The 14,818-nt window shown below is 40.9% G+C and carries 11 protein-coding genes; 9 read left to right on the plus strand and 2 right to left on the minus strand.

The features are described 5' to 3' along the window. Positions 1–257: 257 nt before the first annotated feature. The 3 genes from CDC37_RS08940 (at position 258) to CDC37_RS08950 (ending at position 4,912) form a co-directional block, all read left to right on the plus strand. The gene (locus CDC37_RS08940; protein ID WP_096621444.1) at positions 258–1,946 is read left to right on the plus strand and encodes a calcium-binding protein; all 1,689 of its coding nucleotides are present in this window, start codon (positions 258–260) and stop codon (positions 1,944–1,946) included. A 609-nt stretch (positions 1,947–2,555) separates the two neighbouring features. Then, the gene (locus tag CDC37_RS08945; protein WP_096621445.1) at positions 2,556–3,161 is read left to right on the plus strand and encodes a cytochrome b; all 606 of its coding nucleotides are present in this window, start codon (positions 2,556–2,558) and stop codon (positions 3,159–3,161) included. Positions 3,162–4,102: 941 nt separating this feature from the next. Then, positions 4,103–4,912: a 2OG-Fe(II) oxygenase gene (locus CDC37_RS08950; protein WP_231943340.1), complete on the plus strand. Its 810-nt coding sequence runs from the start codon at positions 4,103–4,105 to the stop codon at positions 4,910–4,912. Positions 4,913–5,448: 536 nt separating this feature from the next. Here the strand turns inward: CDC37_RS08950 and CDC37_RS08955 are convergent. Beyond that, positions 5,449–6,162 carry a Uma2 family endonuclease gene (locus CDC37_RS08955; RefSeq protein WP_096621446.1) on the minus strand — a complete coding sequence of 238 codons (714 nt, stop codon included), beginning with the start codon at positions 6,160–6,162 and terminating at the stop codon, positions 5,449–5,451. Positions 6,163–6,584: 422 nt separating this feature from the next. On the opposite strand from CDC37_RS08955, the gene tsaA reads away from it, so the two are divergent. The 4 genes from tsaA to CDC37_RS08975 all read left to right on the plus strand — a co-directional run bounded on the left by tsaA (position 6,585) and on the right by CDC37_RS08975 (position 9,735). After that, positions 6,585–7,154 carry a tRNA (N6-threonylcarbamoyladenosine(37)-N6)-methyltransferase TrmO gene (tsaA, locus tag CDC37_RS08960; protein ID WP_096621447.1) on the plus strand — a complete coding sequence of 190 codons (570 nt, stop codon included), beginning with the start codon at positions 6,585–6,587 and terminating at the stop codon, positions 7,152–7,154. Between the two features lie 224 nt (positions 7,155–7,378). After that, positions 7,379–7,891, plus strand: a complete 513-nt coding sequence (locus CDC37_RS08965) for an outer membrane beta-barrel protein (protein WP_096621448.1) — start codon at positions 7,379–7,381, stop codon at positions 7,889–7,891. Between the two features lie 315 nt (positions 7,892–8,206). After that, a complete protein-coding gene (locus CDC37_RS08970; RefSeq protein WP_096621449.1) occupies positions 8,207–8,464 on the plus strand; it encodes a hypothetical protein in 258 nt (85 codons plus the stop codon). 347 nt (positions 8,465–8,811) lie between these two features. Next, positions 8,812–9,735: a 1-acyl-sn-glycerol-3-phosphate acyltransferase gene (locus CDC37_RS08975; protein WP_096621450.1), complete on the plus strand. Its 924-nt coding sequence runs from the start codon at positions 8,812–8,814 to the stop codon at positions 9,733–9,735. Positions 9,736–10,007: 272 nt separating this feature from the next. Here the strand turns inward: CDC37_RS08975 and CDC37_RS08980 are convergent, their stop codons facing one another. Further along, a complete protein-coding gene (locus CDC37_RS08980) occupies positions 10,008–11,201 on the minus strand; it encodes a homocysteine biosynthesis protein (protein WP_096621451.1) in 1,194 nt (397 codons plus the stop codon). A gap of 605 nt (positions 11,202–11,806) precedes the next feature. Between CDC37_RS08980 and CDC37_RS08985 the strand changes: the two genes are divergently transcribed. Beyond that, positions 11,807–12,253: a DUF6918 family protein gene (locus CDC37_RS08985; protein ID WP_096621452.1), complete on the plus strand. Its 447-nt coding sequence runs from the start codon at positions 11,807–11,809 to the stop codon at positions 12,251–12,253. Between the two features lie 1,099 nt (positions 12,254–13,352). Continuing rightward, positions 13,353–14,732 (plus strand): phosphomethylpyrimidine synthase, encoded by a 1,380-nt coding sequence (gene thiC, locus CDC37_RS08990; protein WP_096621453.1) that lies wholly within the window; start codon positions 13,353–13,355, stop codon positions 14,730–14,732. Positions 14,733–14,818 lie beyond the last annotated feature (86 nt).

Here is a 14,818-nt window from a genome sequence, read left to right on the forward strand (position 1 = left end):
TCAATCATATGTAGAGACCTAGCAGTGGTAGGTCTCCACTAGGTTTTGGAAATTAATGTATTTCAAAACACATTGACTATCAACATGAAAATTCTCTCATCAGAACTTAAAAGCTTCATGAATCAAAAGCAAAGACTACTGGATCCAGGCTAGAATATCTCAGTAATATTGTGTATTTGCAGTATTTTAAGCTACTAGGCTTGTCGTCATAATCGTACTAGAGCTTGCCAACAATCAGAATAGGAGCATTTTTTCCCATGAGAGTTACATATCGTGGAGCAAGTTACCGACGTATATCCGCAAGTACGAATAATGCGGTTTTATTCGGTGATGAGGAGAATAATTTGTTAACAGCCCTGGGTGGGGATAATATCGTCTATGGTGGTCAAGGAGATAACATTGTTCTGGCTGGCATCGATTTTTTCGGCGTAAATCCCGACCCAAATCCCAATCGTGAAACTATCTCCATTGGTGTTCGTGATGATGCTGGTAATAATACGGTGTTTACCGGCAATGGTAATGATATTATTATCACAGGTACGGGACACGACACGATTTACGCTGGCGAAGGAGATAATGAAATCGAAGACTTCGGTGGTAGCAGTGTTGTTTTTACTGGTTCGGGAGACGACCTGATTAATCTCAATTATTATTTTGCTCCAGACGGTTCTGTCGTAATTTCTGCACATGCCGAAAATCAAGTCTACGCTGGTGATGGCAATAACGGTATGACCCTGTTTGGCGATAAAAATTCTGTATATACAGGTTCCGGAGATGACCGCATTTTCATTAACCGTCTGGTTTACGGAAATGGCGGAATCAAGGTGTGTTATCTCGGTGATAACTATGTTGGTACTGGTGAAGGGAATAATTTCATTAATGTCTTTGGCCACAAAAATCGGATTGAAACCGGGAACGGTGCAGATATCCTCAATATCAATATCGCCGATGCGGGTGGAAACGCAATTGAAAAGTTTGAATTTGCCGAAAATACCGTTTATTTAGGTGAAGGAAATAACGCCATGACCGTGTTTGGTCTGGTGAATGAAATCTACACAGGTTCCGGAGATGACCGAATTTTCGTCAATCGCTACATTGCCGATAACGGTTCAATTCACGTCAGCGACATCGGTATCAATCGGATTTTCGCTGGTTCTGGAAACAACGTGATCAATGCATTTGGTCATGATAACCAAATTTCATCCGGTGATGGGGATGACACCATTAACCTCAATATCGTTAATTCCGGAGATTCATTAATTATCATCAACGAGAATGCCACCAATATCGTCAATGCGGGACATGGAAATAACGCCATGACCGTCTTTGGTACTCAAAATACAATCCACACCGGTTCTGGAGATGATCGGATTTTTGTCAATCGTTTCCTGAGTGATGGTGGTACTCTCAAAATTAACCACGAAGGACAAAACTTTATTAATGCTGGAGACGGTCATAATTTTATCAACGTCTCCGGTCGTCATAACCGTATTTATACAGGGTCGGGAGATGACATAATTGAAACTTCCGGTTCTGGTGGCTATTATTTCATTAACACAGGCAACGGCAACAATCATATTTGTTTATTCGGTAGCCATAATACCTACGATGTCCATGTCGGTCATGGCGTAAATAGTTTTTCTCTCCTCGATGGAGCCGGAATTGCCACCATCTACGGCTTTACCAGTGATGATAAAATTATTTTTGCTGACCCCAGCCAAATAACCGTCACCCAAGAAAATCACGACGCAGTTGTCCGTTCCAGCAACTCTGGTATTCTCGGTATTTTGAAAAACACCCTGGCCACCGCAGTACAAATTTTCTCCCCTGAACACCCATCCGCAAGTGGTTTAGGTGTAACAGCTAATTCCATTTTAGAACCCTTATCTCCCAGAGATAATTCCCTGATTGCTGCGGGTTTACCCTCTAGTTTGCCTCCTTTATAACCATCAAAACCATCCCTGGGATAGGTAGAGTCACGGCTAAATCCAAGATAAACTAAAAAAAGCCTAGGAAAAATAACTGGCAATCGTTGCGGTAGAAAGCGGCATCACCCGCTTTCTTATTCCTTAGAATTTCTGTGGAACAGCCATCCTGCCTGTCAAGGTAAGATACAAAAAAGCACTAGTACCGCACGGCGTAAATTCCCCTACCATTTCCCTGGCTCCCATGCTCCCCATAATCACTAGATATTATATAGTCTGCATATTTCCACCAACCTGTACTAGATAAATTATTTTCCGGTTTTCCCTGAGCAAAATTTCATCAAAATTCCATCGATACAAATGCAAATAGAATTATTCGTAGCCAAAACACTACAAAACGGACTACGAATTATGGAGTGTAAAATATTATTAAGGGTAATTGACTTTGAAGACGGGACTCATACCCAACCTATCTACTTACGTCATAGCCACGTAAGACAAACCCATAGGTGACTTGTTGCAGACGAACCATCTCACAACCTGGATTGCTGAGTAACAAGTGTGTAAGTCCGATGATGCACCAGCATCCAAGCAATATCCCCTAAAGTTCTACTCTCCTCCCCAATTATCATGAGTAAATCCCAATCAATTCCCAAAGAAACCAAAAAACCCCGGCTGAATTCAGCATTTCAGGAATTAATGCGAGTCCACTGGTGGATGGCTGGCTGCTATTTAATTCTCTTTTCTACGGGTTTATTCATGGCTCGTTTACAGCGTGGACAATTTTTGCGCAGTGAATTATACGACTTTCACAAGTCCATCGGTGTACTGACAATGGCCTTATTAACTTGGCGAATTCTCACCCTGCTCAGGGTTTGGTGGCGCAAGTATACTAAACGAGCCCCAAAACTATCCTTGGCTTGGTGGCGAATTTTTGCCCTCCACACTAGTTTATATCTATTTATGTGGGCAGTACCGATTACTGGTTTTCTGCTTTCCAATTCTTTTCGAGCCAATAATGTCAAGTTTTTTGGGATTCTTCTCCCCGATATCTTCCCGGAAAATCGAGCAATGGTGGAGATAGGACGTAGTTTACACTTTTGGCTTGCCTATACGTTTCTGGCTTGTATTAGCCTCCATATGATTACCTACTGGAAGGTTGTACGAGCAAATTGGCGACGCTGGCTCAATTTTGTGAGGAAGTATACCTCGCCGAAAAAGTCCGGTGAATCTTGAATGAATTCAGATAGTTATGGTGATGGTGGACAGAAATTTCAAAACACAAAGATGCAGTTACCGGAAATTTGACTATCTGCAAAGAACTCTCGAAGATTATACACAACATTCAAAGCCCTGAGATTGCTTCCTTTCGCTGCCTTCTAATCGCTTCGGAGATACCTTGTTTTTTGACATCGAGTTACTTGGATGTATTCATCACAAATTCAAGTTACGGGAAAATATTTAGTGTTATTAATATAATATTTTAAAATTTTCGTTTATTGTTTATCCGTATCTCAATGATGTTTAGCTGTTGAATTTTGTCAAGTTAATAAAATTAAAAAAATATTTTGCGCATATAAGTTATTAACTTTAATCAAACTTATATAAACTAAATTCTTTTTTGATACTTTTTATTTGTATTCATGACTACAATTCATTACATTAAATGTGTAAGTTATTGCATTGATTTTTGTATGGTATCTGCCTGAATTAAGTCAATTAATTGATTAATCCTGGTTCTGAGCCATTTCTATTGTTCGAGACTTACGTTAAATGGAATAATTATTTATCCTCACAGGCTTAAAATTATACATATTTTTCGAGAAAGTGTTACTTTAAATAATCAATATATTGACAATATTTAATGTTACGAAAATGAAGTAACTGCTGTTTGTCAACAAGCAGATTGATAGTTCAAGATAAGTTCCAAGTTAATCATGTTTTTTTAGTAAAGACTTGATGAATCTGTGAATAAAAGTAATACGAAGACTTACACTAGATATCGTGCTTGTACTTAAATACCTAGGTAATAATTTTCTTAATTAAATGCATGGGATATGCCTAAATTCGTTCAACAGGTCAAAAATCAGTTTTTAAAAAACTTTTATATGATGTCATTTATGAGGGAATCTGCTGATATTTCCTACTATCAAGCTCTTGAGAGCCATAAACCTTAATTGCCAGATATTTCTGTTAACGACTATCCGATAATTCAAACATTGCGAACAGAGGGAGTTTTTGTCACTTCTTTAGATGCACTAGGAATCCCTTCCTCCGAAAAAATGTTGAGTGATGCACAACAAATAATACCAGAGATAGCCCAAGTCATTCCAGATAATAGCAGTGAATACGTGATTCATGCTACCAATGAGCAAATCATGAATCATCCCTCGATTTTTATGTGGGGGTTGGAAGTGCAGTTACTGAAGTTAGTGGAAAACTACTTAGGTTTACCAGTAGCTTATCACGGTGCTTATTTTCGTCGTGATTTAAATAATTCGGTGGAAAGAAAGTCTCGCTGTTGGCATATCGACCGGGAAGATAGACGTATGTTTAAAATCATCATTTATCTAAATGATGTAGATGAAGAGAGTGGACCTTTTGAGTACATTCCTGTGGATTTGAGTGTGGAGTTGTCTAGAAGTTTGCATTACAAGTACGATTACATTCGCAATCAGAGGATGCAAACATTTATTTCACCATCAAATTACAAAACCTGTACAGGTGTCGCAGGTACGGTGATAATTGCAGATACGGGAAAAATTTTCCATCGCGGTCGAATTCCTCTCCAGCGCGATCGCTTTGCTGTTTTTTACGACTACACTTCTCGTTATCCCCAATACCCCTTTTACTGTAAGTCTTCACTACCTGAAGCTGATTTACTGAAGTTGGCGATGAATATGTCTAGCTTTCAGAAAGAATGCGTATTTTGGCGAAGTAGCTTGGCGATTCAGACTACTAGGATGAGTGATAATGATGCTGGGTAGCTTTTCCCTATAGAACTTAAACTTACTCCTGCGCATGTATTAAATATTTCTGAAATCCTTGCTGGGTAAAAAATCTAGTCCTGAAGGTAAATAATTGAACTATTTGTATATTTGTGGTAAACTCTTCCTGTCGGTTTAAGATATTAACTCTTAACTTGCACCAAGAAAAATTGATGAAAATAAAATACTCAGTGTAAAGCTGAAAGTAGCATTTTAGTATAAAAAGCAAACAAGGGTACTGTAGCTATATCGTGTCTATTTGGAAAGTCAACGTATGTACACGTAAAGGTGCAACATATAAATTAAACTCTTTCCTCAAGACTGTTTGAAAACCTTACCTAGTAAGAGGGAGTATACAACCGTTGAAACCGTCACGAGGTTAGCAACTTCTTCTTTTTTCTTGAAGGAAAGCTCCATTTCTACAGACCGATATTTTGAAAATAGGATTTTTAGTCTTCTGCTAACATGAACGTAGTCGAGCAATTGAAAAAATGGGTAAAATCTACATGCATGGTGTTAACGGTGTTAACTTTGAGTTAAACCTCCTCTGGATCGATACCCATCTCCCGCAACCTTGCTGCTAGACGATTCGCCTTCGCTTCCGCGTTCTCTGCTCGTTGACGTTCCTCTTCTGCCCGTTGACGTTCCTCTTCTGCCCGTTGACGTTCCTCTTCTGCTCGTTGAGCAATTTCTACATAACTCAAAAAGCGTTCTCCATCAGGACGGAAGATTTTCAATTCGTCTGTTGACAAATCAAATTTTATCTGCATACGAGGACTAATCCAACCACCTATGGACTCAATGAGATCCAGAAATCCTTCTCGACGCAGCCATCCATCAAACTCGTTACTATCGGGGTCGTAGACATAATACTCCTCTACCCCAAACCGGTCATAAAACAAAAGTTTGCGATTCATCTCTGCTTTCGTATTTCCCGGTGACAGGATTTCAAATACAACTTGGGGTGGGATGTTTTCTTCTTCCCACTGCTTATAGGAACCCCGATCACCCTTGGGACGACCGAATATGACCATGACATCGGGAGCTACCCGTGTTTTATTGTCACCCTCGACCGGATACCACAACAAATCACCAGCGACGAATACATTAGGGTTATCTGCAAACAACCACTCTAAATTTTGCTGAATCACCACAATCCAGCGAAATTGCTTTGTATTGTCTGCCATTGGTTTACCATCACTGTCTGGATAAATAACCGCAGACTGGGAGGTTGATTCTAGTTGTACCATCGCCTGGAAATTTGGGAATGCGGTAATTTTCTATTTATCATGATAGCACGGTGATTGAACTAATTCGTAATTCGTAATTAATACCAAGTTGCCTTAGAGGATGTTTTAAAAGTCGATTTTAATACTTGAATTATCGTTTTTGGTAATAGGAAGAGACGCGACATGTCGCGTCTCTGCAGGGAATAGTTTTAAGCTTTTCAAAAGACCCAAAAAAATTACAAATGCCAGATTTTGAAGTTTGATATACCCATGTATTTGCACTTTTTTTCAGCCAAAATAGCCTCAACAGCTTACCATATATAAAGTCTAACTATTTTTCAGCAAGCCCTACGTAGCTTGCTTCCCGCGTAGCGGGTATTACAAATTACGTACGCGAAGCGTTGCCGCAGGCTATTACGAATTATTAATTACCCCTGAATATAATGCCGAAGTTACCACCAAAAGACTATATCCAAGCGGTTAATTTTCCCGAACAAATCACGATACGTCCCATCGGGGTGATCCATTCCCCCTACAAGGAACGACATGGAACCCCGCGACAATCCCAATTACGGTATGCACCTCCATCCTACCAACCCGCGATCGCACGGGTAGAATTATTTGCAGACATAGTTCCTACCCTTGCTCTCAAGGATTTGGATGGGTTTGAGTATATTTGGTTAATTACCTGGTTACACCTGAATTTTAGTTGGAATCCGACGGTGATTCTTCCCCGTGGTCCCCGTGTCCGTCGGGGAACTTTAGCAACTCGCGCTCCTCACCGTCCGAATCCCATTGGGTTAAGTGCGGTGAGGTTACGCAAAATTGAGGATTTATCCATTGAGGTGGAGGGAATTGATTTATTGGATCAAACTCCCGTACTTGATATTAAACCCTATGTTGCCTATTGTGATGCCTTTCCAGATGCAAAATGTGGTTATGTGAGTGACATGGAAGCATCCCAAACCCATGAGGAGGATATATTTGGAACCCACCGACCCCAACCAAGCTAATGGTCATCGAAGCTATGAATTTATTGCCATATCTAGGGTCTGCGGAAAGGTTGAGACGTGGCAATACTACGTCTCATGTTCTGAATGTGTTGCCAACATTTTTGGAATCGGTACAATCCAAAATTCAAAATCCAAAATTATTTGCCTAAATAGGGAACTTTTCGACTGTATCAAACTTCTATAAACCTGGGGAAAATAGATTTTCCCCAAGAGAGGTTAAGAGTATGAGAACTAACGTTTTCGTAGCCTCCACACTAGTCGCTACATCCATTCTTCTTTGCACTAGTATCGCCCATGCACAACCAGCAGGTATGGATGGTAATTATATCGGTGCTGGTATCTCTGCTGGAACAACTCGCGACACAGTTAGAGACGAAGGCGAAGTTTTTGGAGGCAATATTCAAGGGAGATTCGTGATTCCGCAAACACCTGTATCTGTCAGGGGTGCAGTTTTGTTTGGTGGTGATGCCACGGCGATTGTACCAACTGTAACTTATGATGTACCTGTCGGGAAAAATACTAACTTGTATGTTGGTGGTGGTTATTCCTTTATTACCTCGAATGGTCAACATACCCAGTTAGGTAATCGGGATGCTGCGGTTGTAACGTTAGGTGCAGAATCTGAAGTTAGTCGAAATGTCATCATCTATGGAGATGCGAAATGGGCTATTGATGCCTACGAAAATAGTAATGGGGATGCTTTGAGTTTCCAAACAGGTGTGGGTTTGCGTTTTTGAAGGTAGAATTTGAATTTATCCTAGGTTCGTAGCAGCTTTTCTTGCTCAAATTTCACTCGCTCAAATTTCAGAGGAGAAAGCCCGGATTTCTCACAAATTCCTCAAACTTTTAGGGAGTAGGGAGTGGGGAATTTTTGTGAAATCCTATCGCAATTCGATTTAAATAGTGAAAAATTGCCTGCCGTTGACTGGTGACTGTTAACTGTCAACCGTTAACGACCCTATATGTAAGATTTCACAAATCCCCCTCAGACTGCGGTATAACCACTACTTACAAAGTCAATCCAAAATCTAAAATCTAAAATCCAAAATCCTATGATTTACTTAACACTCTTCTTCGTTTTATTATTTGGATTACCAGCACAAGCCCAGTATCCTCAAGAAGTGATCAATCCTATCCTTCGTCCCCAGGAAAATGATTTTTTTCAACAGGGGAAACAAAAGTTTGAGCAAGAAATTCAATTATTGTTGAGAAAAAAAGATTCTCCAGCAGAACAAATTCTCAACGTTAATCCAGATATTAAGCCAATTCAAGAACAATTAGCACCACTGGAAATGAATTTTCCTCGCTAGGGTCGTCTGTATAGGGAGTAGGGAGTAGAAGAAAAATCAATCCGTTACTCAAGACTTACAACCAACTCGTGAGGAATCCAGGTTTAATTGGGGTAGGAAACAGAACAGAGAGGAATCAACAGGGTTCGGAAAAGAAAATTCGTAAATCCAAAATAATTATAGTTAGAGACGCGATACATCACGTCTCTACATTCCCGAAATCACAATGTGATACCATTGTGAATTTTGGATTGTGAAGTATTTGCTGTATAGACTTTTCACCCTTCCATCCGTCGCAACCATTTTTCAAATACTATGATTCTTTCCGACTCCCAACTCCCCCTATTTTCAAGCTGGACAAAGTTTAAATGAATACTCTGCGACAATGCCAAGATTTTCAGCAACTAATAGATGCATCTCCAGTCTTTGCCAAATTATTATGGCAAGCGACATTTGCACCCAAAGACACACTTACCGGACTTTCACTGAGCGATCGCAATCCCAGGGTCATCGAACAATTATTACCCTTTTTTGACTGGATTTATCATCACTATTTTCGCGTCACCACCGATGGCTGGGAACATGTCCCCCAGACAGGTAAATTACTCATGATTGGTTCCCATAACGGTGGATTAGCAGCACCAGATGCAGTCATGACCACCTATGCTTGGTTTCGTCGTTTTGGTACAGAACGTTTAGCCTATGCACTGATGGAACCAAAAATTTGGCAGATATTTCCTGGAGTTGCTCGGTTAGCTACCCAAGTTGGTACAATCCAAGCACATTCCCATATCGCCATCAAAGCCCTACGGCAAAATGCAGCTCTCTTGATTTATCCTGGAGGTGTACAGGATGTCTTCCGTCCCCACTCCCTACGCCATCAAATATGTTTCTTTGGCAATAAAGGATTTATCAAATTAGCACTCAGGGAAGAAACTCCTATCATCCCCATTATTTCCCGTGGCGCTCACGACACCCTAATTATCCTAGCAGATTTATATCCTCACTTAAGTCAACTTCATCGCTGGGGAATGCCTTGGTTCCTCGGAATCGATCCCGGTACATTTCCCATATATCTAGGCTTACCTTGGGGACTCGCAATCGGACCTTTACCGAACATTCCCCTACCCGTACAAATTCATCTGCGTGTTTGTCCCCCCATCATCTTTGAAAAGTACGGTGATGACGCATCCCATGATGTAGATTATGTTCAATCCTGCTATCTACAAGTATGTCAAACAATGCAGCAAGCATTAGATCAATTACTACAAGAAACCGTCGCTGGAAAATAGGGATTGTAGAGACGTGAGATATCGCGTCTCTACACAGGGCAAAATTTTCAATTCATGTTTGTATACAGCAACACCGAATGGGGATGGTGTGTCAAAATCGAAATAATGGATATATTTTCCTATTATCCCATATTAATTTAGATGAGAAAAGGCACGTAGTAGCGCAAAGAGCGCCTTTTCCGTAAAGTCTTTTCGTGGCTAAAGCCACAACTACAGACCCCTCAAAATTAATGGGACAAAGCACTACTCCCTCATCCCCACTCCCTTCATAATCATATTTCCGTCCAACGGTCTTGGGGTAAAAATACTCGCTCAGTGGAAATAGGAGCAACTGGTTCTGTTAAAGTAAAATTCCCCTCAACAATCCAGTTTTTTAATTCAATTGCTACTTGTCTCGATAAATATATACTTGCCAAAGGTGCAGTCCGGACAGTTTTCCCTTCAATGGTAATTTTACCTGTTTTCAACTGAGCATAGCTCACCAACCCAAAGGTCGGACGAACGCGACGAGGAATGGAAAAATCAACAATTGGTGCAACTATTTCTCGATCCCTGACTGCGCAATTAACCACTACTTCTTCATGTAAAACCGGTAGAGCGATACCAACACCTAACATCAAGGAAGGACCATAATTTTTAAAGTAACAACCCCTCACCCAGCGAGCATCCATTGTTTTCGCATCACCAATTAGGGCTAGTGTAGCCGCAGGACCAACTGGAGTCCGATTCTCTAAGCGTTTTTGTAAGGGAAAATGCTGGGTTCCTTCCCAACTAATATAACCAATTCCTCCACCAAGAAAAATCCTTGTACCGATACCAATTAACTGTAAATCAGGGTCATTGAATAAAGGGGAAATCTCTCCTGGGTTAGAATAAACCGCATTTCCTAGTCGAGGCTGCAAAGCTCCTAAATAGGTAAACAGTGTCCGTTCTCCACCGTTAACACCAACAATAAAATTTTGGTACAAATTACGAGGATTGAATAAATAAAACTGATTAATCGTATCGCGAGTAATAGTTGTTTCAAAACTAGCACGGGGATAACAATCAGTAACTTGTCCTTGGGCACGTAATTGGATCGGTTTACCAGCAATCAAATCCTCGATGATATGGCCACCCCCACGGATAATATTCGTTGGATTTTCGTTTCCCCATATCTCCTCATTTTCAGCAATTTCACTGACACTCGTCGCCCCTAAGTATAAATCTACTGCCCCAAAACCAGAATAGGCTGGTACACCATCAAACCAAGCACGGCGGATTTTAATCGGGGGGTCTGTATGCCCCAAGTTAATAATTGCACCACTAGACTCCATCGGTTCAAAAGTCCCCGTAGTAATCACATCAACCTGTTGGGTGACTTTTTTGATCCCAATTTCATCTATGAGGGCTTTGACCTCCTCAACAGTGAAAACAACTGCACGTTGAGTCAGTATTTTTTCATTGATTTCAGTTATAGTTCGCATCTGGCAGGGAAATGGAAGCAAGGAGTACTTAATCACAGGTGACACAGGGAAGCAAGAGGTTTCTCTGTCCCTTTGCCATAATCTTCTGTGTTTGAAAATCTCCCATCTCAAAAGATAAAGAGATATTTGCTACATGGAAAAATTATCCGGAAATTTGTTGTTACATAGAGAATGAGTAGGCAAAATCCAGTATTGATACTGAATGGCGGATCAGCAAAATCAAATGGTATGGTATTGCTGAATTGATTGCACCAGCAGTCTATCTGACCAAGACTCAAGTGTAAATGGCACTACCACCAAAATCCTAATTGACAAAATTTAAAAAGCCAATCTGGCAAGCTTTTTGCTGGATTTAGGTGTTATGTTTATTTTTGTTATGGGGTACAAATTAGTATAGACAGGATTTACGCACGGAATGCCTATTTACTCCATAATAATCAGGAAGTAATCTCAAAGCCTGATTTCTTCCCTACGCAGTTTGCTTCCTGCGTCACGGCTTTACCCTGTAAGGCGTTTCCCCAGACTAGCCACGCTACGCGTGTCTATGTCAGAGGTGCATAAATTCAAGTAGAACCAAAGCTTTTTCATGTATAAGGAGATTCTGAATGGGACTTGCTGATGCTCTGAATGACCCTAATAAAAAACAGATGATTGTGGATGACTGCATGAAGTTAATCGATGAATTAGTTGCTTCCCAATCGGGACTGGGTGGTATGGGTTTAAAAGCTAGTTATGCAGCTGTGAATGGGGTCAAACCAGGTTATGTTGCCGGAGCTTTAGGAAGACTGTTGCCGGAAGCCCTACCAGCATTAGACCCGATTTGGAATCAGGGTTTGCAAGCAGGAGATCCAGTTGCCTATCTAACCGAAAATAGTTCGGAAGCGGCAGATGCCCTATTAGTCGTCACCGATAAAAGAATTGAGAATGCGCAAAATGGTGTGGTCAAAGGAACCTACGGCAAGCTACGCAATTCTGCGAAAAAGTACGTACAGCAGATCATTCCTGGTTTAGCACAAAGTATCGCTAATCATACAGACGCAAGTCTGGTTTAGTTTGGTACAGGGGCAACAGGGGAAATGGTTGATAATCCTAAAATATTTAGGTTTTGCGGTAAAAGTCTTTGAGGGGGAATAGGGAATATTTTTAACCCCACCATTCCACTTTTTCCCGACTCAAAAAGTGAAAAATGCCGGATTTTTCAGCCTGATAACCTATTTTGTCGCAAAAGTGCGACAAAATACCCTCAAAAGCTTCAGCAAGCCCTAGTTAGGGATAAATTCAAATCCTATCTTCTGTTGCTCCTTCCCCATTGTCTGATGATTGATTAGTTTTTTAAATCTGCAAAAAGGCAAAATTCTACAAGACCTCGCTGCTTCGGCTTATTGACAAAAAAATCGGGGTTATTCTCAATATTAATGATTCTATTCTCAATTTTTTAACGTAATCATCATACTTTGAGAACCGATAATTGACATCTTGACAAATCGCGGATATCATAAAGTATAATGCCGCCGGAGCTACGTAAACAAAAAAACTTAAAAATAACCGGGTCTGGTGTTACGGGTAGCGCGAATGATATAGGTAACGGAGAACATTTTTTACATGTATTTCTCACCATGACTTGAAAGTAAGTAGGTAGGCATAAATAAACCAAACGGTGTAGAGAGAAATAAATAAAGTTGAAAATCTTGCGATCGCTATCTTGCGGGAAGGCTCTGTCTAGATTCCACTTCTCTTCATTTGTTGCGGACAGAGTGAGAAATTTTTCTACCCACTTACTTAGGGAGTCAGAAGAAATCATACGGCTGCTCCCTGCTTCCAGTCTGAATTATTGGAAATTCTGTATACTTATGTACCAGACACATAAGATTCATCAAAATTTGCATATTTTCTAAGTTAGCATATTGTGAACTTTCCCAAAAATCGTCACAATAGAATAAACAAAAGTAAGGTACTATCTCCATTAATGCTAGGGGTGTCCTAAATTTGAGATTTTAGATGGTCAATCAGTCACTTTACTGGGAGTTTACTCAAAAATCCAACCATCCAAACAGAAAAATCTCAAACCACCAGGGCTGAGAACAAACCCTTAACACCTGAGACTGGGTAATACCAGCGGAGGGAAGCTGTTTATCGAGGAAAAAAAATACTATGCGCACACAATGGGTTGCGAAGCGACGCGGGTCTGAGAATGTGACTCAAATTCATCATGCTCGCCAAGGGATAATCACAGAAGAAATGCACCACGTCGCGCAGCGAGAAAACCTCCCTGTGGAACTAATTCGTGATGAAGTTGCTAGGGGAAGATTAATCATTCCGGCGAATATTAATCATACCAATTTGGAACCGATGGGAATTGGGATTGCGACAAAATGCAAAGTCAATGCCAATATCGGCGCTTCACCAAATTCATCTAGTATCGATGAGGAAGTTGCGAAGCTTCAATTAGCAATTAAGTATGGTGCGGATACCGTCATGGATTTATCTACTGGTGGCGGTAATTTGGATGAAATCCGGACTGCAATTATCAAAGCTTCCAGTGTTCCCATCGGAACTGTACCCATCTACCAAGCTTTAGAAAGTGTCCACGGCAACATTGAAAAACTCACACCGGATGATTTTTTGGATGTAATTGAAAAACATGCCCAGCAGGGTGTGGATTACATGACCATCCATGCAGGCTTATTAATTGAGTATTTACCCCTAGTCAAAACTCGTCTGACTGGGATTGTGTCCCGTGGGGGTGGGATTATCGCCAAATGGATGTTACACCACCACAAACAAAATCCTCTATATACCCACTTCCGCGACATTATTGAAATCTTTAAAAAATACGATGTCTCCTTTAGTTTGGGGGATTCCCTTCGTCCCGGTTGTACCCACGATGCATCCGACGCAGCTCAATTATCGGAACTAAAAACCCTCGGTCAACTAACTCGCATTGCTTGGGAACACGACACTCAAGTAATGGTGGAAGGTCCGGGACACGTACCAATGGATCAAATTGAGTTTAATGTGCGTAAGCAAATGGAAGAGTGTTCAGAAGCACCCTTCTATGTCCTAGGTCCCTTAGTAACAGATATTGCTCCTGGGTATGACCACATCACCTCTGCCATTGGTGCAGCGATGGCAGGTTGGTACGGAACCGCTATGTTGTGTTATGTAACACCTAAAGAACACCTGGGTTTACCCAATGCGGAGGATGTGCGGAATGGGTTAATTGCCTACAAAATTGCTGCCCATGCGGCAGATATTGCCCGCCATCGTCCAGGTGCGAGGGATAGGGATGATGAATTGTCCCGTGCTCGTTACAACTTCGATTGGAACCGGCAATTTGAACTTTCTCTTGACCCTGAACGTGCCAAAGAATACCACGACGAAACCCTACCCGCAGATATTTACAAAACGGCGGAATTTTGTTCAATGTGTGGCCCAAAATTCTGTCCCATGCAAACCAAGGTAGATGCGGATCAATTAACCGAGTTAGAAAAGTTCCTTGCTCAAGATAAACAGGTTGTTATCCAAAGCTAGTGGTCATTTTCATTGGTTTTGAGGGGGTGAAATAATGTTGACTGTTGACTGTTAACTGTTGACAGTCAACATAAATCTCAAATCTC

It is taken from the genome of Calothrix sp. NIES-3974, from assembly GCF_002368395.1.
Lineage (GTDB): Bacteria > Cyanobacteriota > Cyanobacteriia > Cyanobacteriales > Nostocaceae > NIES-3974.

Bases quoted from the DNA above. Each gene is read 5' to 3' on its own strand.
- CDC37_RS08965 (WP_096621448.1), top strand. From the start codon at position 7,379: ATGAGAACTAACGTTTTCGTAGCCTCCACACTAGTCGCTACATCCATT.
- CDC37_RS08985 (WP_096621452.1), top strand. From the start codon at position 11,807: ATGGGACTTGCTGATGCTCTGAATGACCCTAATAAAAAACAGATGATT.
- CDC37_RS08975 (WP_096621450.1), top strand. From the start codon at position 8,812: ATGAATACTCTGCGACAATGCCAAGATTTTCAGCAACTAATAGATGCA.
- CDC37_RS08955 (WP_096621446.1), bottom strand. From the start codon at position 6,162: ATGGTACAACTAGAATCAACCTCCCAGTCTGCGGTTATTTATCCAGAC.
- tsaA (WP_096621447.1), top strand. From the start codon at position 6,585: ATGCCGAAGTTACCACCAAAAGACTATATCCAAGCGGTTAATTTTCCC.
- CDC37_RS08980 (WP_096621451.1), bottom strand. From the start codon at position 11,201: ATGCGAACTATAACTGAAATCAATGAAAAAATACTGACTCAACGTGCA.
- CDC37_RS08970 (WP_096621449.1), top strand. From the start codon at position 8,207: ATGATTTACTTAACACTCTTCTTCGTTTTATTATTTGGATTACCAGCA.
- CDC37_RS08940 (WP_096621444.1), top strand. From the start codon at position 258: ATGAGAGTTACATATCGTGGAGCAAGTTACCGACGTATATCCGCAAGT.
- thiC (WP_096621453.1), top strand. From the start codon at position 13,353: ATGCGCACACAATGGGTTGCGAAGCGACGCGGGTCTGAGAATGTGACT.
- CDC37_RS08945 (WP_096621445.1), top strand. From the start codon at position 2,556: ATGAGTAAATCCCAATCAATTCCCAAAGAAACCAAAAAACCCCGGCTG.